The following is a 20,568-nucleotide window of genomic DNA, read 5'->3' on the forward strand; positions in this document are numbered from 1 at the left end:
CGGCGGGTGGCCCCGGCGGGTGCCCCCGGCGGGCGCCCTTTCAGGCAAAAGGAACGGGCCGGAGGATCGCTCCTCCGGCCCGCTTCGCATCCGCTGGGGAAGCGATTACTTCTGGGTGCCCAGGAAGGCGACCAGATCGTCGACCTTCTGCGGGTCCTTCAGACCGGCGAAGGCCATCGTGCCGCCGGGGACGACTTCCTTCGGGGCGGTGATGTAGGCCTTCAGGTTGTCCTCGGTCCAGGCAAAGCCGGCCGCGGCCTTCTCCTGCATCGGCTTGGAGTACTTGAAGCCCTCGATCGAGCCGGCCGGACGGCCGACGACGCCGAACAGCGACGGGCCGACCTTGTTCTTGCCCTGCTCGGTGGTGTGGCAGGCCATGCAGACCTTGAACACGTCCTTGCCGGCCGCGGCATCACCCGCCAGAGCCGAACCAGCGCCCGTGGCGACGACGGCGGCCAGCACGGCGCCCAAAAGATGCTTCTTCATTGGTTTCGCTTCCCTTCCGGATGGCGCCGGCTTGAGCACCGGCTGAAATCGCGCCGCAGCATACACATTCTTGGGGTCGCGCCAACCCCCCGAATAGTCGCTGCCGATGAATGAACACCTCTGGCCTGCTACTTCATCCACGAGAGCATGGCAAGCAGCAGGACAACCACCAGGATCGCGGCCCACGGAACGTAGAAGCCGCTTCCGCCGCGTCCCTTGAGGCTGGGCAGCGGCACTTCCGGAGGCGGCGCCTCGCGCGCCGGAGTGATCGCGGCCGGGTTTGCGGCCGCGGCGGCCGGCCCGGCCGGATAGACACCGGCGGCGACGGGCTGGGCGGCTGCAGGTTCACCCTCGGTGGCCGCCTCACCGGCAGCAGGTTCGCCGACGAGGTTGGTGAAGCGGACGAAGAAATCGTCCGCCATCTTGCGGGCCGTGGCATCGACCAGACGGGAACCGATCTGGGCGAGCTTCCCGCCGACCTGGGCATGGGCCGAGTAGGTCAGCAGGGTGCCGCTTCCATCGTCGGCCAGGGCCACCTTGGCGCCGCCCTTGCCAAAGCCGGCGGCCCCGCCGGACCCCTCACCGGTGATCGTATAGCCGTTGGGCGGATCGAGGTCGGACAGGGTGACCTTGCCGGAAAACTTGGCGCTGACCGGGCCGACCTTGGCGACGACCCTGGCGGTGAGCTCGGTATCGGACTGCCTGATCACCTCCTCGCAGCCGGGAATGCACTGGCGCAGCACCTCCGGATCGTTCAGCGCCGCCCATACGCGATCCCGGGGCGCCTCGATGCGCTGGCTTCCGCTCATGTCCATGCTCGTCGTCCCTCCTCGCCCGTCTTCCGGTTATCCTCGCGGCCCTGTGGCCGCCGAGTTTCCCCGCGGCATCGCAGCCGCGGATCATCCATTGCCGCCAGCCGGCCGCGGATGGAACGCATCCTCAGCCAAGGCAGAGCTTCAAGATAGGATATTGCCCCCCTGCCGCAACAGTCCCAAAGCTGCTTGTCCTACTATCGGGCAACGCAGTTCTGGACCAGCGGCGCGCAGGCCGACAGCGAGGCGCCGGCGGGATACGACACCTGCTCCACCCGGCCCGTCGCTCCCAGCACCACGGTCGCCTCGCATCCGTCGCTTCCGGTGGTGCCGATCGGAACGCCAAGGCCGACTCCAAGCCCGACTCCACCGCTCCCGCCGCCGATCCCGACGCTGCCCAATGGACTGATCGCGGCGGAGGGATGAGCGACGTATGTGTAGTACTCGTGGCCGTTGGCTGCCGCATGGCGTTCCGGCACGCCGGCACAGGACAGCAGCGCGTCCTTGGGCATGCCGATCAGCTCCGTCTGCGCCCGGCGCGCGACCTCCGCTCCCGGTCCGCTCGCACAGGCGGCCAGCATGGCTGTCGCCAGCCCCAGTGCCAGCCCGGTCGAAGGTAGGACGCGACGTCCCGTCATGGCGAGGCTCCTTTCACGCATCTCGTATTTCGGACTCCGGCGGTCAACCAACCCTTTCGAGCGGCGGCGGTTCCCGCGAAGGTCCCGGTGCGATCGGCTGACCGCCGGATTTGCTGGACGGCGCATCCCGCCGGGACATTAGTAGGAGTATGACGGTTTGTTCCTCGTGCAAAGGCGGCTTCGTGTTATGAGTGACTCATCATTGGTTTCGAGTAGCGACGGCACATCCATGACCATCGTCTATCTCGCTCTCGGCAGCAATCTCGGGGACCGCGCGGCGAACCTGTCGGGCGCGATCGCCGCACTTGGCGCCGACCCTGGTACCGGTGTCAGGATCGACCGGATGTCGGCGGTCTACGAGACGGCGCCGATGTATGTGACCGACCAGCCGGCCTTCCTCAACATGGCCGTGCGCGGCACGACGACCCTCGGACCCTGGGAACTGCTGCGACTCGCCAAGCGGATCGAAGCCGCCCTCGGCCGGACGCAGGGCGGGGAGCGGTTCGGGCCCAGGCCGGTCGACATCGACATCCTGATGTACGGCTCCCTGATCATGCATGCCGCCGATCTGGAGATTCCGCACCCGCGCATCGCCGAGCGGGCCTTCGTCCTCTGCCCGCTGGCCGACATCGCGGCCGACCTGATGCACCCGACCTTGGCGATGACCGTAGGGGAACTGGCGGCGCAGGTGCCGGGAAAGGATACCGTCGTCCGGCTGGCGGACAGGCTGGAGAGCGTCCGTCCCCTTCTGATGTCCGCCTGAGGACGGACCAGCCCGCCGCGGTACGGACGGGTTTGCGTATTGACAGGTTCGTCCCGCGCGGGTGGCGAGCCTTCGCCATTGCGCTATAGTCGATTTCGCGCTACGGCATGGCCGCCCGGCGCCGGGAGGCTTTTTCTTTGTCCGACGATATGCTTCAGCGACGCGCCCCCGCCATCCGGGGGCGTCGACCTATACGATCCTTCTCCGCGGCTTCGCCGCCACCGTCGCCATGGACGGCTGGCCGGGACGTCCCGAGGTTCGCATCAATCTGCGCCTGACGGTGGCACACCCTGGGCCGGGGTTCCCGGACGACATCGCCGCCGTCATGTCCTATGAGGACATCGTGGAGGATCTGCGCCGGGTGTGTGCCCGCGAGTCCCTGCCGAGCCCCGACCACCTCGCCGAACGGACGGCGGGCCTCTGCCTCGCCCATCCGGAAGTCCTGACCGCCGAAGTGGAGGTGGAACTGCCGGCTATCGGCGCCCAGGGCGATCAAGGCACAGCCGTTGGCGCCGCCGTGACAAGGGTGCAACGCAGCAAATCCTGATGGACATATCCTGACGCCTGAACCGGCAACGGACGCAATATAACGAAAGCAAGGCAGGCCCTGAAAACAGATATCGATCGTGCGGATTTCTCGCGCGGAAGATGATCAGGCTTCGCGTTTTCTTTCGCGGCCGGCGATTGCAAGGTTGCAAAAATGTCGCCCTCACGTACAATCTGCATCGGAGCCTAAATCGGATAGTCAGGGAGGGACGCATGGACGACAGGACGACGCCTACCCTTTCCGAACTCCTGGAAGAGCCCATCGTCATCGCGATGATGCAGCGCGACGGCGTCAGCCGGGAAGCCATCCAGCAACTGTTCAACCGCGTCCGTGACAGCCTGCGCGACCAGCAGCATCGTCTCGCCGCCTGACCCCGGACCTCAAGCCCACGAAACGCCGTGCCGGCACGCAAGAGGCGGTTGCTACCCTCCTCTCGAACACGCAATGCCCTTTCCCAGCTCCGGGAAAGGGCATTGTCGTTTGATGGGCCGCTGGACGAAGGCTTCGCTGCGGATCGACGAGGCGCCGCGGCGTCGATCGGGCGGCGTCAATCCAACATCGGCAGCCCGGTTTCGATGCGGACCAGGGATGCCAGCAACGGCGCACCGATGTCGCGGCGGACGAAGTTGCTGGCCTTGTCGGCGGAGTTCAAAGCGGCCTGGAAGGTGCGGCGCCAGCGGTCGTCGTTGAAGAAGGCCTTCTCCGCCTTCGCCTTCTGCGCCAGCAGTCCCGGCCGGCGGCCCGAGGCTTCGTCGACCAGCCTGTTCAGCCGCCGCATCAGGTCGTTGGCGGTCGACGGGTCGCCCCGCTTCTGCGTCGCCTCCACCAGTTCGGCGAACGCCTCGCCGCGGACGTCGATGTCCGACACCTGCTCGGCGTAGGCGATGGCGAGAGAGGTCTCGCCCCGGCGGGCAAGCCGGCCGAGCACCGCCGGGATCGTCCAGGGATTTTCGTCCTGCACCGTGCGCAGCAGGCCGAGCGCCAGATTGGCGTCACCCAGCTCCGCCGCCGCCACCGCCAGTTCCGGCGGGCAGCAGTCGCCCTTGGTTTCCTTGAACTTGGAGAACTGCGTCTCGACCGTGTTGAGGAACAGCGTGCGGGCCTGCGCCTCCTTGCCGGCGCGCAGCAGGGCCTGGGACACCAGCCCCAGTTCCCAGTTGCAGCCGCGGGCCGACGCATAGGACTTGGCCTCGTCCGCCAGGGCGACGGCCATGGCGGCGTCGCCGCGCCATGCGGCCGCCTTCGCAATGTCGGCCAGATTGTAGATGCGGGTCGAGCAGTCCGCGATCTGCCGGGTGATGTCCAGCGCAAGCTGCATCTGCCCCATCAGGGCGAGCGCCCGGGCGACGAACAGGTCCTGGCTGGTGCCGTCGGCGGCCGAACCGCGGCGCACCGCGCTGACGAAGGGGGCGACGATCTCCTTCGCCCGTCCGATGTCGCCGAGTTGCTGATAGGCCACCGCCAGCGACAGCCAGTCCCAGCGCGCGGCGACGATCGGCGTCTCCACCGGCGGCAGCATCTCGCCGATGCGATGAAGGAAGCAGAGGCTGGTCAGCGGCTCGTTGCAGACCAGCGCCCGGATGCGCGAGCGGAACTCGTAGAAATCGAAGTCGCCGACGAACTGATTGGTGACGAGTTGCACCGCCAGCGAGCTGTCCGGGTACTTCGTCACGATCTCGTTGAACAGCTTGTCCGCCTCGCGCAGAAAGCGGGCTTCCTCCGCCACGTCATAGGTGTTGTCGGCCTGCTTGACCAGTTGCAGCGCCTGGATGAACAGACGGTTGGCAGGCCCGCTCTCCTCCGCCATGGCGGGACCGGCCGCCACCGAAAGCGCCACGACCAGAGCGAAGGCGGCGGCGATCACGCGGCGGACAAGGGTGGAGGCGGGGGCCATGGCAGTCAGGATACCTCGGAGAACGGGCTTGCCTGGGTAAGAGGCTGGGGGTCACAGGCTGGAAAGCAGACGCACGTAGTTGACGACACGCTGGACGTTCGGCACCGACCGGGCGTGCTGGACGACACGGTCCATCTCGTCCTGGGTGGTCGCCGTACCCATCAGATAGACAACGCCGTTGATCGTATCGATGCTGTAGTTCTGGCTATGAATGTCTCCATCGAAAGTGATCTTTGTGCGGAGCTGGGTTGAAATCCAGGTGTCGCGCGCGCTGTCGAGGATCCCGGACTCATTGTCCACCTGGATCTCGTTGATCACTTCCTTCACACCGTCGGCCTGCCAGGCGAGCCGGACGGCGTCGAGCCGCATCTGCGCATCGGCCGCGCGTCCGGTCAGCAGCACGCGGCCATGATCGACCGTCAGGCCGATCCGGTTGGCGAGGGACAGGGAGTGCTGCAGCCAAAGGTGGTTGATCTGCGCCCGGATGTCGGTATCGCTGGCAAAACCCTTCAGCCCGCGATGCTCGGAGGCCACCACTGCCGTTCCGGCGGCCCCACCGATGACGAGGGGCGCGCAGCCGGACGCGCCGGCCGATGCGACCGCCACTCCCACAAGCGAAAAAAGGCGGATCCACCTGCCCACCGTACGCCTCCGCTCCCCGTCCCGCCACTGATGCGGGCGGCGCGAAAAAGTCATGCCCAGGGTCCGAACGCAATGGGGAATCTGGCGGTTCATGCGCTTCATCTTCGTTTTGTCCCGGAGTGATGCAGGGATGTTGCACTTGCGATATGCTCGCTGGCGGAAGCGGCAAAATTCAGGCGAACGGACTGCGGGAAACCACGGCGGCGATCTCGCGCGCCAGGACCCGCGCGACGACGCGACGAGCCTGCACGTCACGCAGGACCTCCTCATCCTGGGGATTGGACAGGAAGCCGGTCTCCACCAGCACCGACGGCACGTCCGGCGCCTTGAGGACGGCGAAGTTCGCCGACCGCATGGGATTGTCCAGCAACCGCAGGTCCTTCCCCGCCCCCTTCACCAAAGCCTGCCGGGCGACCAGTGCCGCATGCTTGGTGTGGCGGGCGGTCAGGTCCAGCAGGATGTCCCGCACCGCCGGCTTTGCGGCCTTCAGGTCGATGCCGCCGAAGCGGTCCGCCTTGTTCTCCTGCGCCGCCAGCTTCGAGGCGAAGCTGTCCGACGCCTGATCCGACAGGGTGTAGGCCGACAGCCCGCGGGCGTCGTGGTTGGGCGCACTGTCGGCGTGGATGGAGATGAACAGGTCCGCCCCGGCCTTGCGGGTCAGGTCCACCCTCTCCTCCAGCGCCAGGAAACGGTCGTCGCGGCGGGTCAGCTTCGCCGCCAGCCTGTGCCGGGCAGTCAGCAGCCGCGCAATCTCCTGCGCGATATCCAGCGTGACGTCCTTCTCCTGGGTGCCGCGGGTGCCGATGGCGCCGGGATCGGCCCCGCCATGGCCGGGATCGAGCATGATCAGCCGCGGCTTCGCCTGAACGGGCTTCGCCGCGGGCCGCTGCGGCTCCGCCGCCTCGGCCGCAGCACCACCCCCGAGTCCCGCAGCGGCCACGAGCGGGACGGTCATCGCCAGTCGAAGAAGTCGTCTGCGTTCCATGGGTCGAACCGTTTTGTGCGCTGAATTGCCGCAACCACGACGGTTCGGGCGCGGGCTTTGCGTTAACCATTGAGGCCGCGCAAAAGTGTTGTCAAGCGGCGGGGAGGTAACGCGCGGGATTGTCGCAAATTAAGGATTCCGGAGAGACCTGTGGTCGAATGAGGAGTCGACTCCCGCTCCAGCTTCCTTGAAGATGCACAGCAGAAGAGCTAAATTTTCTGTGATAAGCTCGGGAGGTGCCGATGTTGAGGAAAGCCCTGTTCAACATCATTCGGCAGGAGCAGCGCGAGATCGAGGACAAACTCGAGAAGGAGGAGCGCAGCTCAACGCCCGACGTCGCGCGTCTGGTCAGCCTGAGGCAGGAGGTCACCAGCCTTCGGCGCGAACTGGAGCACTTCCACGACGTCTGAGCGTCAACGGACCGGCGCTGCGGCACCGGCCCATCTCCGTCGGCGGTTTCGCCCCCCTCCCCCACGACCTGGTGGCGGAGGGGTTTGTTTTTTGCCCATACGGTGTTTCGGCGGGCCGCCTGCCTGCCCCTCTGTTCCTGCGGGCCGCAGTCGGTCGACCGAACTCTCTCAGCCCAGCCGCACGTACCCCCGCTCGATGACACGCTCGGCCGCCTCATAGACCGCCAGCATCTCCTCATAGGCGTGCCGCAAGCGGACCAGTTCATCGACGGCGGCCGCATCGGGGTGACGGTTTTCCGCCACCTTCAGGCCGGCACGGATGTAGTCGGCCCGCAGCTCCGCAACCCGGACCGCCAGCCGCATGAAGGACTCCCGGTTCAGGTTCGGGATTTCCCGCCCGATCACCTCCAGGTTCGCCTCCAGGATGGCGGCGTCCATGTTTTCCAGGAAATGGCGGATGCGCAGGCGGTTCTCGTTGTCGACCGCATCCGGGGTCATCAGCTTGTCGACCTTGCCCTTCACGAATTCACCGATGATCTTGCCACCCGAGGCCATGGAACGCTCCACCGCTTGCGACCGCATGCCGGAAAGGGCCCGGCGCCCCCGACAACCGTTCGTATTCTGGCATCCTTCCGACGGTGACGCCAGATCGGGTGGCGCCCCTACGGCAGCGATACCCTGCCAGAGAAAAAGGCGGGGTGCGTTCAGGGTGGCTTCGTGCTAGGCAAGCCGTCCCAAAGGCCGTTTACCATCCCGCTATCAGAACTGGTTGGCACAGATGTCCGAGACCGCTTCCGACTACATCCTGACCATCTCTTGCCCCGATACGGTGGGCATCGTCTTTGCGGTGTCCGGCTTTCTGGCGGAGCGAGGTTGCAACATCATCGACAGCGCACAGTTCGGCGACCGGATCTCCAACCTGTTCTTCCTGCGCGTCCACTTCTCCGCCAGTGCCGGCGGCCCCTCCGCCGCGCAGCTCGAGGCGGAATTCTCCGCCGCGGTGGCGGACCGCTTTTCCATGACCTGGAAGCTGCACCGGCTGAGCCACCGGCCGCGCGTCCTGATCATGGTGTCGAAGTTCGGCCACTGCCTGAACGACCTGCTCTACCGCTACCGGACCGGCTACCTGCCGATCGAGATCCCGGCGATCGTCTCCAACCACCGGGATTTCTACCAACTGGCGGCGTGGCACAACATTCCGTTCCACCACCTGCCGGTCACCTCCGACAACAAGGCGCAGCAGGAAGCCCGCCTGCTGGAGATCGTGGAGGAGGAGAAGGTCGACCTCGTGGTGCTTGCCCGCTACATGCAGGTGCTGTCGGGCGCGCTGTGCGAGCGGATGGCCGGGCGGATCATCAACATCCACCACTCCTTCCTGCCGAGCTTCAAGGGCGCCAAGCCCTACCACCAAGCCCACGCCCGCGGCGTGAAGCTGATCGGCGCCACCGCCCATTACGTCACCTCCAACCTCGACGAAGGGCCGATCATCGAGCAGGAGGCCGAGCGCGTGGACCACACCATGACGCCGGACGATCTGGTCGCCATGGGCCGCGACATCGAGAACATCGTCCTGGCCCGCGCGGTGCGCTACCACATCGAGCACCGCGTCCTGCTGAACGGCAACAAGACGGTGGTCTTCCGGTAGGTCTCCCGGCGGAGCCGGACCGCCGTCCGGCCCCGTTCCGCCTCAGGCCTGCCGGGCGTCGATGATGCCCCGGCGAATGGCGCGGGTCTTGGTGAAGTGGTCCTGCAGATGCTGGCCCTCGCCCCAGCGGATGGCCCGCTGCAGGGCGGTGAGGTCTTCCGTGAAGCGCTGCAGCACCTCAAGCACCGCCTCGCGGTTGTTCAGGAAGATGTCGCGCCACATGATGGGGTCGCTCGCGGCGATGCGGGTGAAGTCGCGGAAACCGCCCGCCGAGAACTTGATGACCTCGGACTGCGTCGACTCCTCCAGGTCGGAGGCGGTGCCGACGATCGTATAGGCGATCAGGTGCGGCAGATGCGAGGTGATCGCCAGCACCCGGTCATGGTGGTTGGCCTCCATCAGCTCGACCTTGGAGCCGACGCGGCGCCACATCTCCTCCACCTTGGCGACCGCCTCAGGGTTGGCGGCCGGCGGCGGCGTCAGGATGCACCAGCGCCCTTCGAACAGCGTGGCGAAGCCGGATTCGGGTCCCGAATGCTCGGTGCCCGCCACGGGATGGCCGGGGATCAGGTGGACGCCGGCCGGAATGTGAGGCCCGACGTCCCGCAGCACGGCCTGCTTCACGGAACCGACGTCGGTCACGATGGTGCCCGGCCGCAGGTGCGGGCCGATCCGCTCCCCCACCTCGGCGAAGCTGCCGACGGGCGTTGCAAGCACCACCAGTTCGCTGCCTTCCAGCGCGTCCGCCAGGTCGGTCGTCGCCGTCGCGACGATCCCCAGCTCCATCGCCTTGGCGCAGGCCTCGGCGCTGCGGTCGGCGCAGACCACCTCCTGCGCCAGCCGATACTCCACCAGCGCCCGGGCGAGGGACGATCCGATCAGGCCGATGCCGATGATGGCGACGCGGCCGAACAGGGGAGAGATATCGGTCATGGGAGGGGTACCGAAGGCAGGTTGTGAACGGAACGGATTTGCGTCCCGTTTTAAAGCACCTCGCCGATGCGGGACCAAGCGAAACTTCGGCGCGGCCCGGCGGGGCGGCGGGTCAGCCGTTGGCCGCCTCGTCCTCCTGCTGGCGGCGGCGGAAGCCGACCAGGGCGGTTTCATCGAGCATCAGCGACTCCTTGCGCTTCTGCTTCTCGCGCTCGCGCTTCAGCCTCTCCTCCTCCGCCAGCTCGAAACGCTTCAACTCCTGGAAGGCTTCGGCCATCTCGTCGGTGGCGACGGCGATCTGCGCCTCGACCTGGGCCAGCGATTCGCCGAGCCTGCGGCCCCGCTCCAGCGCCGCCTGGGCGAAGTTGGAATAGGTGAAGGAGACGGAGAAATCCTCCCGCGCCGTCTGCTGCTCGTGCGCGATCTCCTCCTTCAGGCGCTCGATCTCCGACTTCAGGCGGTCGGCCAGCGTCTGCAGCTCGGCCAGGACGCGGCGCTTTTCATCGAGCTGCAGCTTGTGCAGGCGGATGACGGTCTTCAGGCTGTTCATGGCTCGGCACTATACGTCATTGCGGCCACGGCACGCCGAGGATTTCGGCCAGCATGGCATAGCTGGCGGGAAGGTCCGTGGCTTCCCGCTTGCCCTGCTTCAGAAAGGCTTCCAGCGCCGGCTGGTAGCGGATGGCCTCGTCCACCTGAGGATCGGAACCGCGGCGGTAGGCGCCCAGCCGGATCATCTCCGCCATGTTGTCGTAGGCCGACAGCAGGCGGCGCGCCCGCCCGACCAGTTCGTTCTCCGCCGGCGTGTTGCAGCCGGGCATGGTGCGCGAGACGCTGCGCAGGATGTTGATGGCCGGGTAGCGGCCGCGCTCGCCGATCTGGCGCTCCAGCACGATATGGCCGTCCAGGATGCCGCGCACCGCGTCGGCGATCGGCTCGTTGTGGTCGTCGCCCTCCACCAGCACGGTGAAGAGGCCGGTGATGGAGCCGGACCCGGCGAGGCCCGGACCCGCCCGCTCCAGCAGGCGCGGCAGTTCGGCGAAGACGGTCGGGGGGTAGCCCTTGGTGGTCGGCGGCTCGCCGGCGGACAGGCCGATCTCGCGCTGCGCCATGGCGAAGCGGGTGACGCTGTCCATCATGCACAGCACGTCCCGCCCCTCGTCCCGGAAATACTCCGAAACCGCGAGCGTCAGATAGGCCGCCTGCCGGCGCAGCAGCGGCGCCTCGTCCGAGGTGGCGCAGACGACGATGCTGCGCGCAAGGCCCTCCTCGCCCAGATCCTCGGTGATGAACTCCTGAAGCTCGCGGCCGCGCTCGCCGATCAGCCCGATCACCGCCACCTCGGCCGCAGAGAAGCGGGCGAGCATCGACATGACCGACGACTTGCCGACGCCGGAGCCGGCGAAGATGCCCATGCGCTGGCCGCGGCAGCAGGTCAGGAAGGCGTTGATCGCGCGGATGCCCAGGTCCAGCTTCTCCCCAACCCGCGCCCGGGCGTGGGCGCTGGGCGGCGCGTTGCGGATCGGGATCCCGCGCGGCCCCTTGGGCAGCGGCCCCTTGCCGTCCACCGGCTCACCGAGCGCGTTGACCACGCGCCCCAGCCACGCTTCGCAGGGAAAGACGGAGGGCTGCCCGTCGGCAACCAGGGCGCGGCAGCCGAGCCCGACGCCGTCGAGCGTGCCGAAGGGCATCAGCAGGGCGCGGCCCTGGCGGAAGCCCACCACCTCGCAGGGCACCTGCCGGCCGTCGCGGGCCTCGACGATGCAGCGGCCGCCGACCGACAGTTCCTTCTCGATCCCGCCGACCTCGACCATAAGACCAAGCACCGCAGTAACCCGGCCGAAACGGCTTTGGCTGGGCAGTGCGTCAATTTCGCGCAACAGTTGGACGATGTCGGCGGGCACGGTGGCTAAGTCCCGGAACGAATGGGTGCGAACCCAAAAGAGGTAGACCGGTGGACGGATCATGCCCGGGCCACCACTCTTTGCATTCTTGACTGAAGATATTAACGTTAAATGAAGCGCCTTACCTATGGCGTTAAGCTGAATCGTCTGTTAACCTCTATTAAACGGGCGAGCGGGCAAAAGTCAGCAGAGGGCGCAATCGGCATCGCAAGCCGTAAAGCGTCACGTCAGGTCGCCAGGAACGCGCCATCAAACGTCGGGATATCGCCATGAGGGTTCTGCTGGTTGAAGACGATACCTCCATCGCCAAAAGCATCGAACTGATGCTGAACACCGAGGGGTTCATCGTCGACTCTACCGACCTGGGTGAAGATGGCCTCGAAATCGGCAAGCTGTACGATTACGACATCATCATCCTGGACTTGATGCTGCCGGACATCGACGGGTACGAGGTGCTGCGCCGATTGCGCGCGGCCCGTGTGACGACGCCGATCCTGATCCTGTCCGGCCTGACCGAAATGGACAACAAGATCAAGGGATTGGGCTTCGGCGCCGATGATTACCTGACCAAGCCCTTCGACAAGCGCGAGTTGATCGCCCGCATCCAGGCGATCGTCCGCCGCTCGAAGGGCCATTCCGACAGCGTCATCCGCACCGGCCGCCTGACCGTCAACCTCGATACCCGGACGGTCGAGGTCGACAACCAGCCGTTGCACCTGACCGGCAAGGAATACGGAATCCTGGAGCTTCTGAGCCTGCGCAAAGGCACCACCCTGACCAAGGAGATGTTCCTGAACCATCTCTACGGCGGCATGGACGAGCCGGAGCTGAAGATCATCGACGTCTTCGTCTGCAAGCTCCGCAAGAAGCTGGCGAATGCCACCCAGGGCGAGAACTACATCGAGACGGTGTGGGGCCGCGGCTATGTGCTGCGCGACCCGCACGAGGAGGCGGAGGCGTCTTCCGTGCCCCCGCCGCGCGTCGCCCATCAGGCGGCGAACTGAGGTCCGGGAGGCCGTCCCCAGGCTGGGCATCCGCCACGTCCGGCCTGGTTTTCGCTTGCAGCGGGTTTTTTGCTTGAACCCGCCGGCGGAATGCCCACTTATTCCTTATCATTCTGTTTCGGGTTGCCGGGCCTGTCCTGCTTTCGGGCTCTGCAGATGCGGCTATTCCCACATTCAGTCTGATGCATCGTGCCGGTGGCGCGATGCCACCGAACGTTATGGGAGAGCGCGATGCCCGTCGGCACCGTCAAGTGGTTCAACAGCACCAAGGGTTATGGGTTCATTCAGCCGGAGGCCGGCGGCAACGACGTGTTCGTGCATGTGTCCGCCGTGGAGCGGGCCGGTCTGCGCAGCCTGATCGAGGGCCAGAAGGTGTCCTACGAGGAACAGCGCGACCCGAAGCGCGGCAAGACCTCGGCGGAAAACCTCAAGGCGGTCTGACCGCTCTCTTCCCCGTCCGACAGAAGGGCATCAGGAAACTGATGCCCTTTTTCCGTGTTTCGTCCGAGGAAAGGACCGGCCATGGCCTTCAAGCCCAACTACAACCAGCAGCGTGCCGAACGCAATCGCGCGAAGGAGCAGAAGAAGCAGGAAAAGCTCCAGCGCCGCCAGGAGGAGAGCGCCCGCCGCAAGGCCGGGCCGGAAGAGCAGGACGACAGCCTACCGCCGCAGTCCGGCGAGGACGACGCCACGTCCGGCGCCGCCTAACGACCGCTTAACGGAGTTCAGTTCCATGGCCAAGAAAAGCAAGCAGCCGGCCGATGCCGGCTATGTGTTGTACGACGTCTTCTACCAGGACGGCGCACGCACCTCCAACCGCAAGGTCCCCACGGCCGAAATCGACAGTTTCGAGCCGGACGCCTCCGTGCGCGCCTTCATCGAGGCGCAGGACCGTAAGATCGCCGAATTGTCGGGGAACCCGCGGGGTCCGATCAAGACGATCGCGCGATCGGCCTGACCGGGCACCCCGGATCGGGCAGTTGCCACGGGATCAGGGGGGGGTGAAGCCGCCCAGGCTGTAGAGCCCCCGCTGCCCTTCGACCGGCTTGAACCGCTCCGTGATGCCGAGGACGGTCTCCGCCCCGCCAAGGTAGAGGACGCCGTCCGCCGGCATCTGCCGGGCGATCGATTCCAGCACCTTCGCCTTGGTCGGCTGGTCGAAATAGATCAGCACGTTGCGGCAGAAGACGATGTCGAACTGCCCCAGCGCCGACAGGTCGCCCAGCAGGTTCCACTCGCGGAAGCTGACCATCTGCCGCAGTTGCGGGTTGATCTGCCACTTGTCGCCGTTCTGCTTGAAGTGCTTCACCAGCATGGTGATCGGTAGTCCGCGCTGCACTTCGAACTGGGTGTAGACACCGGACTTCGCCCGCTCGACCATCTCGCCGGAAATATCCGTGCCGACGATTTCGATCCGCCATCCGGCCAGCTTCGCCTGCTCTTCCAGCAGCAGCATGGAGAGGGAATAGGCCTCCTGCCCGGACGAGCAGGCAGCCGACCAGATCCGCAGCGACCGCTTGGCCGCCCGCGCCTGCAACATGCGCGGCAACACGACCTGCTTGAACTGGTCGAAGGGCTTCTGGTCGCGGAAGAAGGACGACTCGTTGGTCGTCATCGCCTCCGTGATGTCGCGCAGCAAGGCCTCGTCCTTGCGGGTGCGGACGGTGGAGGCCAGTTCGTCCAGCCCCTTCATGTTCCACTTGCGCGCCACCGGCATCAGCCGCGACTCCAGCAGGTACGCCTTGTCGGGCGTCAGCACCAGGCCGGAGCGCTGCTTGAGCAGCGTGGAGAACATGTCGAAATCTTCGACCCTCATGCTGCCCTCGATGCGAACTTGCGGATATAGGGGCCGATTTCCTTGAGCGGCAGCACGGCGGAGCAGATACCGGCGTTGGCGACCGCCCCCGGCATGCCCCAGACGACGCTGGAGGCTTCGTCCTGGGCGATCAGGGTGCCGCCGGCATTGACCACGTCCGTGCAGCCCTTCAGCCCGTCCTGCCCCATGCCGGTCAGGATGCAGGCGAGAATCTTGCGGCCGCCATAGGCGCGCACGATGGACCGCATCATAGGATCGACCGCCGGCCGGCAGAAATTCTCAGGCGGATCCTTCGTCAACTGGACCGTGTTGGTGCCGGCCCGTTGCGTCACCAGCATGTGGAAGTCGCCGGGCGCGATGTAGCAGCGGCCGGAGACGATCGGCTCGCCGTCCTTCGCCTCGCGCGCGTCGATCCCGCACTGGCGCGAGATGTGCTCCGCCAGGATGGTGGTGAAGGTGGCGGGCATGTGCTGGGTGATCAGGATGGGCTGGGTAACCCCGTCCTTCATATGGCTCAGCACTTCGAACAGCGCCTGCGGGCCGCCGGTCGAGCTGCCGATGGCGATGATGTCCGGCTTGACCGGCAGGCCGGCGGGCGCCGGCCGCAGGGTCACCGGCCCCTGCTCGCGCTTGAAGGCGGCCGGAACCGGGGCCGGGGTCAGCGGGCGGATTTCGCCGCGGCTGCGCGACCCGGCGCGCCGGGCCGCCGCGCCCAGGACCTTGACCTTGGAGACCAGCTCGCGCTTGAAATCCTCCGCTCCACCGATCTCGCGGGTCGAGGTCGGCTTCGGGATGTAGTCGGCCGCACCCGCGGACAGGCAGCGGATGGAAATGTCGGCCCCGCGCAGCGTCAGCGTCGAGGCCATGATGATCTTCACCTGCGGCGCCACCGCCAGCAGCTTCGGAATGGCGGTCAGGCCATCCATCACCGGCATCTCGATGTCGAGGACGATGACGTCGATCGAGTTGCGCTGCAGGGCGTTGACCGCCATCTGACCGTCGCCGACCGAGGTGACGACACGGATGTCCGGGTCGCCTTCCAGGGCGCGGGTCAACAGGCCGCGGATGACGGCAGAATCATCCACCACCATCACCCGCACGGGATCAGGATTGGCCGGTCGGGCCGCGGTGGAGGGGGTTCTGCCAAAACTGTCGGACATTAGGACAAACCGCCTTTCGACAGGAGAAACCACAAAGTCCGGTGCGGGCTCAGAGCAGCCCGACCTGCTGGAACTTCGTCTGGATGATGTCGCTGTCGAACGGCTTCATGATGTACTCGTTCGCCCCGGCCGACAGCGCCTCCTGGATGTGTGCCAGGTCGTTCTCCGTGGTGCAGAAAACGACCTTCGGAGCATCCCCGCCGCTCATCTTGCGCAGGCGGCGCAGGAACTCGATCCCCGTCATCACCGGCATGTTCCAGTCGAGGAGGATCGCGTCCGGCATCTGCCGGGCGCAGGCCTCCATCGCCTGCTTGCCGTCTTCCGCCTCGGTGCAGACGAAGTCCAGCTCTTCCAGGATCTTGCGCGCGACCTTGCGCACCACGCGGCTATCGTCGACGACAAGGCAGGATTTCATTTCGCGGAAGCCTCACGGGTTGCGCCAGGACCGTGCATCGGCCGATCAGGCCGCTTCGATGGTGGTGAAGTTCAGCAGACGCGGCACGTCCAGCACAACCATCAACTGGCCGTTCAGCCGGTAGATGCCGGTGGACACCTCGCGCCACCGCGGGTCGAGGGTCGCCGGGTTCCGTTCGAAATCCTCGTTGGTCAGGCTCAACACCTCGCCGACCGAGTCGACCATGAGGCTGTAGAGCTCGCCCCGCAGGTCCACCACGATCGACATGCCCGGCTTGTCCTTCGGCCGCGACGACAGGCCGAGACGCAGCCGGACGTCGATCGCGGTGACGATGCGGCCGCGCAGGTTCAGCGAGCCGGCGACCTCCGGCGGGGCCAGGGGAATGCGGGTGATCCGCTGATGGCCGAGCACGTCCTGGACCTGCAACACCGGGATGCCGAACATCTGGTCGGCGATCGTCATCGTCACATAGTCCTGGTTCCCGGTGGCGACGAGGTCGTCGCCCTTGGACTTCCGGGTGGTGGTCGGGAGCTTGGCGTTGCTCATGCGGCACCTTTCTGTTCGGTCAGCGTCTGCTGCAGAGCAAAGAGCAGCGCATCACGGTCGAACTTCGCGACATAGTCGTTGAAGCCGGCAAGGCGGCCCCGGTCGAGGTCGCGCGGGCTGGCGTGGCTGGACAGCGCGACCATCGGCACATGGCTCCAGCGGCTGCTCTGGCGGACGGTCTCGGCGAAGTCGAAGCCGCTCATGCCCGGCATCTCGATGTCGGACACGATCACGTCGAAATCCTCGCCCGCCTCGCACAGGGCCAGCGCATCGCTCGCATTCTCCACCGCCGTCACATCGTAGCCCGCCACCGACAGGAGCGGAGTAAGAAGGTTGCGGAAGAAGGGGCTGTCGTCAACCAGAAGAACACGCTGCAGCTTCTCTTCCTCGAACGCGTCGTTGGACGAGGAGCCGAACCAGTCCTTGTAGGCCTGGGTCAGGAAGAAGCCGGCGTCGATCACCTCGGTCGCCTTGCCGGCGATGATGGCGGATCCCATCAGGCCCGGACGCTCGGCGGCGAGCTGGACATTCAGCTTCTCCTCCACGATGTCGACGATCTCGTCGACGATCAGGCCCATGGAGCGGTCGCCGTCGGCGAAGACCAGAACCGGCTGGCGGCCTTCGTTGCCCATCGAGAAGTTCGGGTCGATCGGCACCAGCGGCATCAGCTTGCCGCGGTACTGGACGACCGGCATGCCGTTCGACAGCTCGACCGAGGCGAGGTCGATGTCCTCCAGGCGGGCGACCAGCGACAGCGGCACCGCCTTCGGCGCACCGTCGCCGGCGCGGAACAGCAGGAGCGCCATCTTGTCCTCCTGGCGCTGGGTCTGGACGGCGGTGGTCTCCTTGCCGGCGGCCTCGCCCATCGCCATCTCGCCGGTGGCCGACGCGATGCCGTTGGGGTCCAGGATCATGATGACCGAGCCGTCGCCGAGGATGGTGTTGCCCGAGAACATCTCGATATGGCGCAGGATCGGCGCCACCGGCTTCACCACGATTTCCTCGGTATCGAACACCCGGTCGACCATGATGCCGAAGGTGTAGGTGCCGACCTGGGTGACGACGATGAAGGTCTCGTCCTCGGTCTTCTTGACGTTCTCGTTGTCGTCGAGCCGCAGCAGCTCCTGCAGCGACACCAGCGGAAGCAGGCGGTTGCGCAGGCGCAGGACCGGGGTGCCCTTCAGCCGCTCGATCGTGTGCTCGCTGTCGGCGGCGGCGCGCACCAGCTCGACCACGCTGATCTGCGGGATGGCGAAGCGCTCGCCGGCGCATTCGACGATCAGGGCGGAGACGATGGCCAGCGTCAGCGGGATCTTGATGACGAAGGTCGAGCCCTTGCCCTGGGCCGACTTGATCTCGATCGTGCCGCCGATCTTCTCGATGTTGGTCTTCACCACGTCCATGCCGACGCCGCGGCCGGACACGTTGGTGACCTTCGCCGCGGTCGAGAAGCCGGGCTTCATGATGAACTGGATGATCTGCTGGTCGGTCATCGAGGCGAGCTCGAGTTCCGACGCCATCCCGTTCTGGATCGCCTTCTGCTTGATCTTGTCGATCGCGAGACCCTTACCGTCGTCCTGGATCTCGATGATGATGTGACCGCCCTCGTGATAGGCGTTCAGCGTGATGCGGCCGGTCTCCGCCTTGCCGGAGCGCAGACGCTCGGCCGGGGTCTCCAGCCCGTGGTCCGCGGAGTTGCGGACCATGTGGGTCAGCGGGTCCTTGATCAGCTCCAGCACCTGGCGGTCGAGCTCGGTGTCGGCGCCGAGCATCTGGAGGTCGATCTTCTTGTTCAGTTCGTGCGCAAGGTCGCGCACCAGGCGCGGCAGCTTGGCCCAGGCATTGCCGATGGGCTGCATGCGCGTCTTCATGACGCCTTCCTGCAGCTCCGACGTCACATGGTTCAGGCGCTGCAGCGGGGCGGCGAACTCGCTCTCCTTCTGCGACCGCAGGATCTGCAGGAGCTGGTTGCGGGTCAGCACCAGCTCGGAGACCATGGTCATCAGGTTTTCGAGCAGGTCCACGTTCACGCGGATCGTCTGCGCGGCGACGGCCGATTCCTTGGTCGCGGCCTCGCCGTCGCCGCCGGCGGCCCCACCGCCGGCCCCGGCCATGGGGGAGACCGGCGCCGGCATCTTGGCGGCGGCCGGAGCGGGTTCCGGCTCCGGAACGACCAGATCCTGGGAGGGGGCGGGCTCCTCGGCAGCGGCGGCGACCGGGGTCAGCGCGGTGCCGGCGGCCGGCGCGTCGTTCGGACCGGGGGTCGCGTTCCAGATCGCCTCGAGTTCGTCGAGGGTGGCCGGGCGCTCCTCGGCGGCCGGGACCGGCGGCGGAGGCGGCGGGGGCGGAGGCGGCGCGGCGGCCGGCGCATTCCCTCCCAGCTTGCCCTCGGCGCACAGGTTCAGCCGCTCGATCAGCGGCAGGTCATCGCCGGGCGGCTCGGCTTCCGTCGCTTCCAGGACGGCCAGCAGGCTCTTGATGGTGTCGAGCGCCTGGAGAATCAGCGACACCGCCTCCGGCGTAATGGTCAGTTCCCCATCACGGAACTTGCCCAGCACGTTCTCCGACGCGTGCGCCACCTTCTCAAGGCGCGGCAGGCCGAGGAAGCCGCAGGTGCCCTTGATGGTGTGGACGAGGCGGAAAATGTTGGAAAGCAGCTCCGGGTTGTTGGGATTCTGCTCCAGTCGGACCAACTCGACGTCGAGTACCGACAGGTTTTCGTTGGTTTCCGTCAGGAATTCGGAGAGCAGATCATCCATAGTGGCGTTCCCCAGGCCCGATGATATGGTCCGCGCTGCCCCGCCGCTCCGCGGGCGGTCGGCCCGCGAGAGGCGCAGATCGCACCCCTGGCGGCGCGTGCCAATCCAAGTAAGGCCGGAGCCTGTCAAACACTGATTAAGAGAACCTTACCTCTTCCGATAGCGGTGCGGCCGGCGAAGCCCGCCGGCCCGCCGGCGGAGGCTCCACGGGCGGTTGTCACAGAATGGACCGGATGGTGAAGGAACAGACGATGACGGACGAACAGATCGCGAAGGCCGTGCGCGACGCCGTGGCGGCACTCAACCAGGCGCTGGCGGAAGCCGCCCGCCACAATGTGGCGGTCACCCTGCGCACGACCGCGCACCAGACCGCCACCGGGGCCGAGCAGGTGGTCGTCGAGCCCCGGATTTTCAAACTGCTTTAACCCCGGCCGGCAGCCGCCGCCGGCCGGTCCTTACCAGGACATGGTGAAGACCAGCCGGTCCGGTCCGGCCGGAGCGACGGCGAGCGAGACTCCGCAATCCTCGGCGAGGCGGCCGGTGACATAGGCGTGGACCGAGCGGGGCGACAGGTCGGCCGCCGCGACCATCCCGGTCAGCGCCTCCGCCACCTCCGGGCGCAGGCTGCCGGGGCGTCCGTCGGCCGTGACGGTCAGGCTGGCGGACTCCTCGGTTCCCGTCCCGGCGACCGTTATGGTTCCGCCATGGGTCAGGGCCTCCTCGGCCAGCAGCACGACGTTCAGCAGCACCTTGACCGCTCCGCGGCGCTGGGCGATCCCCTCGCCCGGCACGCCGGCCGGCCAGTCGAGCGAAGTGCGCCCGCCGTCCAGCCAGCCGGCGGCGGCGGCGCGCGCCTCGCCGAAGCCCCTCTGGTCGCGCCCGCCGAGCCCGTAGGCGAGGCGGAACACCCGGAGGCGCCGGTCCGCCTGCGAGGAGGAGTGCTCGATCAGCTTGACCGCCTCCCCCAGGAAGCCGGCACCGCCGCCGCCGGACTCCTCGTCCTCCATCTCTTCGATCAGTTCCAGCCCGTTGCGGATCGCGCCCACCGGACTGACGAGATCGTGGCAGATCCGGGACGCAAGCAGTTCAAGCACGCGGATGTCGAGGGTCAAGGCACCAAACTCCGGCCGATAGTCCGGCACGGCAGGCCGTCCGCCCTCCGTGCCCGCCATCCATTCTATGGCGTAGGATACCAGGGTTGTTGTAACA

General features: G+C 66.7%; 26 protein-coding genes. 10 read left to right on the forward strand and 16 right to left on the reverse strand.

What is annotated here, in order from left to right:
• Positions 1 to 105: 105 nt before the first annotated feature.
• The 3 genes from DEW08_RS24820 to DEW08_RS24830 form a co-directional block, all read right to left on the reverse strand.
• Positions 106 to 486: a c-type cytochrome gene (locus DEW08_RS24820; RefSeq protein WP_109332213.1), complete on the reverse strand. Its 381-nt coding sequence runs from the start codon at positions 484 to 486 to the stop codon at positions 106 to 108.
• A 128-nt stretch (positions 487 to 614) separates the two neighbouring features.
• Positions 615 to 1,301: an SRPBCC family protein gene (locus DEW08_RS24825; RefSeq protein WP_109332223.1), complete on the reverse strand. Its 687-nt coding sequence runs from the start codon at positions 1,299 to 1,301 to the stop codon at positions 615 to 617.
• Between the two features lie 194 nt (positions 1,302 to 1,495).
• Entirely contained in the window at positions 1,496 to 1,936 is a 441-nt protein-coding gene (locus tag DEW08_RS24830) for a hypothetical protein (protein WP_109332228.1), read from the reverse strand.
• A 229-nt stretch (positions 1,937 to 2,165) separates the two neighbouring features.
• On the opposite strand from DEW08_RS24830, the gene folK reads away from it, so the two are divergent.
• The 3 genes from folK (at position 2,166) to DEW08_RS31375 (ending at position 3,617) form a co-directional block, all read left to right on the forward strand.
• Positions 2,166 to 2,699, forward strand: a complete 534-nt coding sequence (gene folK, locus DEW08_RS24835; RefSeq protein ID WP_109332229.1) for a 2-amino-4-hydroxy-6-hydroxymethyldihydropteridine diphosphokinase — start codon at positions 2,166 to 2,168, stop codon at positions 2,697 to 2,699.
• Positions 2,700 to 2,760: 61 nt separating this feature from the next.
• Positions 2,761 to 3,246, forward strand: a complete 486-nt coding sequence (locus DEW08_RS24840) for a dihydroneopterin aldolase (RefSeq protein WP_245986972.1) — start codon at positions 2,761 to 2,763, stop codon at positions 3,244 to 3,246.
• A gap of 212 nt (positions 3,247 to 3,458) precedes the next feature.
• On the forward strand, positions 3,459 to 3,617 hold the full coding sequence (locus DEW08_RS31375) for a hypothetical protein (protein WP_168220503.1): 159 nt from the start codon (positions 3,459 to 3,461) through the stop codon (positions 3,615 to 3,617).
• A gap of 176 nt (positions 3,618 to 3,793) precedes the next feature.
• On the opposite strand, the gene DEW08_RS24845 is transcribed toward DEW08_RS31375, so the two are convergent.
• From DEW08_RS24845 to DEW08_RS24855, 3 genes are all read right to left on the reverse strand, one after another.
• Positions 3,794 to 5,140, reverse strand: coding sequence for a tetratricopeptide repeat protein (locus DEW08_RS24845; RefSeq protein ID WP_109332230.1), 1,347 nt, complete (start codon positions 5,138 to 5,140; stop codon positions 3,794 to 3,796).
• 51 nt (positions 5,141 to 5,191) lie between these two features.
• Complete coding sequence (locus tag DEW08_RS24850; protein WP_245986973.1) at positions 5,192 to 5,884, reverse strand: BON domain-containing protein; 693 nt, start codon at positions 5,882 to 5,884, stop codon at positions 5,192 to 5,194.
• 70 nt (positions 5,885 to 5,954) lie between these two features.
• Positions 5,955 to 6,767 (reverse strand): N-acetylmuramoyl-L-alanine amidase family protein, encoded by an 813-nt coding sequence (locus tag DEW08_RS24855; protein ID WP_109332231.1) that lies wholly within the window; start codon positions 6,765 to 6,767, stop codon positions 5,955 to 5,957.
• A 242-nt stretch (positions 6,768 to 7,009) separates the two neighbouring features.
• Between DEW08_RS24855 and DEW08_RS31380 the strand changes: the two genes are divergently transcribed.
• Positions 7,010 to 7,177, forward strand: coding sequence for a hypothetical protein (locus tag DEW08_RS31380; RefSeq protein ID WP_168220504.1), 168 nt, complete (start codon positions 7,010 to 7,012; stop codon positions 7,175 to 7,177).
• A gap of 168 nt (positions 7,178 to 7,345) precedes the next feature.
• Here DEW08_RS31380 and DEW08_RS24860 read toward each other — a convergent pair whose 3' ends face one another.
• Positions 7,346 to 7,732, reverse strand: a complete 387-nt coding sequence (locus tag DEW08_RS24860) for a hypothetical protein (RefSeq protein ID WP_109332237.1) — start codon at positions 7,730 to 7,732, stop codon at positions 7,346 to 7,348.
• Positions 7,733 to 7,955: 223 nt separating this feature from the next.
• Between DEW08_RS24860 and purU the strand changes: the two genes are divergently transcribed.
• Positions 7,956 to 8,822, forward strand: coding sequence for a formyltetrahydrofolate deformylase (purU, locus tag DEW08_RS24865; RefSeq protein ID WP_109332238.1), 867 nt, complete (start codon positions 7,956 to 7,958; stop codon positions 8,820 to 8,822).
• 42 nt (positions 8,823 to 8,864) lie between these two features.
• Here purU and DEW08_RS24870 read toward each other — a convergent pair whose 3' ends face one another.
• From DEW08_RS24870 to fliI, 3 genes are all read right to left on the reverse strand, one after another.
• Positions 8,865 to 9,755 (reverse strand): prephenate/arogenate dehydrogenase family protein, encoded by an 891-nt coding sequence (locus DEW08_RS24870; RefSeq protein ID WP_109332239.1) that lies wholly within the window; start codon positions 9,753 to 9,755, stop codon positions 8,865 to 8,867.
• 112 nt (positions 9,756 to 9,867) lie between these two features.
• Entirely contained in the window at positions 9,868 to 10,305 is a 438-nt protein-coding gene (locus DEW08_RS24875; RefSeq protein WP_109332240.1) for a flagellar export protein FliJ, read from the reverse strand.
• A gap of 16 nt (positions 10,306 to 10,321) precedes the next feature.
• The gene (gene fliI, locus DEW08_RS24880) at positions 10,322 to 11,659 is read right to left on the reverse strand and encodes a flagellar protein export ATPase FliI (RefSeq protein ID WP_245986974.1); all 1,338 of its coding nucleotides are present in this window, start codon (positions 11,657 to 11,659) and stop codon (positions 10,322 to 10,324) included.
• A 269-nt stretch (positions 11,660 to 11,928) separates the two neighbouring features.
• Here fliI and ctrA point away from each other — a divergent pair, with 269 nt between their 5' ends.
• The 4 genes from ctrA to DEW08_RS24900 all read left to right on the forward strand — a co-directional run bounded on the left by ctrA (position 11,929) and on the right by DEW08_RS24900 (position 13,621).
• Positions 11,929 to 12,663, forward strand: coding sequence for a response regulator transcription factor CtrA (gene ctrA / locus DEW08_RS24885; RefSeq protein ID WP_109332249.1), 735 nt, complete (start codon positions 11,929 to 11,931; stop codon positions 12,661 to 12,663).
• 231 nt (positions 12,664 to 12,894) lie between these two features.
• Positions 12,895 to 13,104, forward strand: coding sequence for a cold-shock protein (locus DEW08_RS24890; RefSeq protein WP_109332259.1), 210 nt, complete (start codon positions 12,895 to 12,897; stop codon positions 13,102 to 13,104).
• A gap of 81 nt (positions 13,105 to 13,185) precedes the next feature.
• A complete protein-coding gene (locus DEW08_RS24895) occupies positions 13,186 to 13,371 on the forward strand; it encodes a hypothetical protein (protein WP_109332266.1) in 186 nt (61 codons plus the stop codon).
• A gap of 25 nt (positions 13,372 to 13,396) precedes the next feature.
• Entirely contained in the window at positions 13,397 to 13,621 is a 225-nt protein-coding gene (locus tag DEW08_RS24900; RefSeq protein ID WP_109332267.1) for a hypothetical protein, read from the forward strand.
• Between the two features lie 33 nt (positions 13,622 to 13,654).
• On the opposite strand, the gene DEW08_RS24905 is transcribed toward DEW08_RS24900, so the two are convergent.
• From DEW08_RS24905 to DEW08_RS24925, 5 genes are read right to left on the reverse strand one after another with little or no spacing between them, the layout of a single operon-like run.
• On the reverse strand, positions 13,655 to 14,479 hold the full coding sequence (locus tag DEW08_RS24905) for a CheR family methyltransferase (RefSeq protein ID WP_109332268.1): 825 nt from the start codon (positions 14,477 to 14,479) through the stop codon (positions 13,655 to 13,657).
• Positions 14,476 to 15,639 carry a protein-glutamate methylesterase/protein-glutamine glutaminase gene (locus tag DEW08_RS24910; protein WP_109332269.1) on the reverse strand — a complete coding sequence of 388 codons (1,164 nt, stop codon included), beginning with the start codon at positions 15,637 to 15,639 and terminating at the stop codon, positions 14,476 to 14,478. Before DEW08_RS24910 ends, DEW08_RS24905 begins: the two co-directional genes overlap by 4 nt.
• Positions 15,640 to 15,688: 49 nt before the next feature.
• Positions 15,689 to 16,054, reverse strand: a complete 366-nt coding sequence (locus DEW08_RS24915; RefSeq protein ID WP_109332270.1) for a response regulator — start codon at positions 16,052 to 16,054, stop codon at positions 15,689 to 15,691.
• Positions 16,055 to 16,099: 45 nt separating this feature from the next.
• Positions 16,100 to 16,600, reverse strand: coding sequence for a chemotaxis protein CheW (locus tag DEW08_RS24920; RefSeq protein ID WP_109332271.1), 501 nt, complete (start codon positions 16,598 to 16,600; stop codon positions 16,100 to 16,102).
• Positions 16,597 to 19,359: a hybrid sensor histidine kinase/response regulator gene (locus DEW08_RS24925; protein WP_109332272.1), complete on the reverse strand. Its 2,763-nt coding sequence runs from the start codon at positions 19,357 to 19,359 to the stop codon at positions 16,597 to 16,599. Before DEW08_RS24925 ends, DEW08_RS24920 begins: the two co-directional genes overlap by 4 nt.
• Before the next feature lie 233 nt (positions 19,360 to 19,592).
• Here DEW08_RS24925 and DEW08_RS24930 point away from each other — a divergent pair, with 233 nt between their 5' ends.
• Positions 19,593 to 19,784, forward strand: a complete 192-nt coding sequence (locus tag DEW08_RS24930; RefSeq protein WP_109332273.1) for a hypothetical protein — start codon at positions 19,593 to 19,595, stop codon at positions 19,782 to 19,784.
• 30 nt (positions 19,785 to 19,814) lie between these two features.
• On the opposite strand, the gene DEW08_RS24935 is transcribed toward DEW08_RS24930, so the two are convergent.
• A complete protein-coding gene (locus tag DEW08_RS24935; protein ID WP_109332274.1) occupies positions 19,815 to 20,471 on the reverse strand; it encodes a histidine phosphotransferase family protein in 657 nt (218 codons plus the stop codon).
• Positions 20,472 to 20,568 lie beyond the last annotated feature (97 nt).

Source organism: Azospirillum thermophilum (assembly GCF_003130795.1).
Classification (GTDB): Bacteria; Pseudomonadota; Alphaproteobacteria; order Azospirillales; family Azospirillaceae; genus Azospirillum; species Azospirillum thermophilum.

Excerpts from the sequence above, each read along its gene's own strand:
- DEW08_RS24845 (WP_109332230.1), bottom strand. The coding sequence starts at position 5,140 with ATGGCCCCCGCCTCCACCCTTGTCCGCCGCGTGATCGCCGCCGCCTTC.
- DEW08_RS24820 (WP_109332213.1), bottom strand. The coding sequence starts at position 486 with ATGAAGAAGCATCTTTTGGGCGCCGTGCTGGCCGCCGTCGTCGCCACG.
- DEW08_RS24920 (WP_109332271.1), bottom strand. The coding sequence starts at position 16,600 with ATGAGCAACGCCAAGCTCCCGACCACCACCCGGAAGTCCAAGGGCGAC.
- DEW08_RS24910 (WP_109332269.1), bottom strand. The coding sequence starts at position 15,639 with ATGTCCGACAGTTTTGGCAGAACCCCCTCCACCGCGGCCCGACCGGCC.
- DEW08_RS24855 (WP_109332231.1), bottom strand. The coding sequence starts at position 6,767 with ATGGAACGCAGACGACTTCTTCGACTGGCGATGACCGTCCCGCTCGTG.
- DEW08_RS24830 (WP_109332228.1), bottom strand. The coding sequence starts at position 1,936 with ATGACGGGACGTCGCGTCCTACCTTCGACCGGGCTGGCACTGGGGCTG.
- DEW08_RS31380 (WP_168220504.1), top strand. The coding sequence starts at position 7,010 with ATGTTGAGGAAAGCCCTGTTCAACATCATTCGGCAGGAGCAGCGCGAG.
- DEW08_RS24895 (WP_109332266.1), top strand. The coding sequence starts at position 13,186 with ATGGCCTTCAAGCCCAACTACAACCAGCAGCGTGCCGAACGCAATCGC.
- DEW08_RS24915 (WP_109332270.1), bottom strand. The coding sequence starts at position 16,054 with ATGAAATCCTGCCTTGTCGTCGACGATAGCCGCGTGGTGCGCAAGGTC.
- DEW08_RS24890 (WP_109332259.1), top strand. The coding sequence starts at position 12,895 with ATGCCCGTCGGCACCGTCAAGTGGTTCAACAGCACCAAGGGTTATGGG.
- DEW08_RS24905 (WP_109332268.1), bottom strand. The coding sequence starts at position 14,479 with ATGAGGGTCGAAGATTTCGACATGTTCTCCACGCTGCTCAAGCAGCGC.
- ctrA (WP_109332249.1), top strand. The coding sequence starts at position 11,929 with ATGAGGGTTCTGCTGGTTGAAGACGATACCTCCATCGCCAAAAGCATC.
- DEW08_RS24875 (WP_109332240.1), bottom strand. The coding sequence starts at position 10,305 with ATGAACAGCCTGAAGACCGTCATCCGCCTGCACAAGCTGCAGCTCGAT.
- DEW08_RS24870 (WP_109332239.1), bottom strand. The coding sequence starts at position 9,755 with ATGACCGATATCTCTCCCCTGTTCGGCCGCGTCGCCATCATCGGCATC.
- DEW08_RS24860 (WP_109332237.1), bottom strand. The coding sequence starts at position 7,732 with ATGGCCTCGGGTGGCAAGATCATCGGTGAATTCGTGAAGGGCAAGGTC.
- purU (WP_109332238.1), top strand. The coding sequence starts at position 7,956 with ATGTCCGAGACCGCTTCCGACTACATCCTGACCATCTCTTGCCCCGAT.
- DEW08_RS24850 (WP_245986973.1), bottom strand. The coding sequence starts at position 5,884 with ATGAAGCGCATGAACCGCCAGATTCCCCATTGCGTTCGGACCCTGGGC.
- DEW08_RS24930 (WP_109332273.1), top strand. The coding sequence starts at position 19,593 with ATGGTGAAGGAACAGACGATGACGGACGAACAGATCGCGAAGGCCGTG.
- DEW08_RS31375 (WP_168220503.1), top strand. The coding sequence starts at position 3,459 with ATGGACGACAGGACGACGCCTACCCTTTCCGAACTCCTGGAAGAGCCC.
- DEW08_RS24925 (WP_109332272.1), bottom strand. The coding sequence starts at position 19,359 with ATGGATGATCTGCTCTCCGAATTCCTGACGGAAACCAACGAAAACCTG.
- folK (WP_109332229.1), top strand. The coding sequence starts at position 2,166 with ATGACCATCGTCTATCTCGCTCTCGGCAGCAATCTCGGGGACCGCGCG.
- DEW08_RS24900 (WP_109332267.1), top strand. The coding sequence starts at position 13,397 with ATGGCCAAGAAAAGCAAGCAGCCGGCCGATGCCGGCTATGTGTTGTAC.
- DEW08_RS24825 (WP_109332223.1), bottom strand. The coding sequence starts at position 1,301 with ATGGACATGAGCGGAAGCCAGCGCATCGAGGCGCCCCGGGATCGCGTA.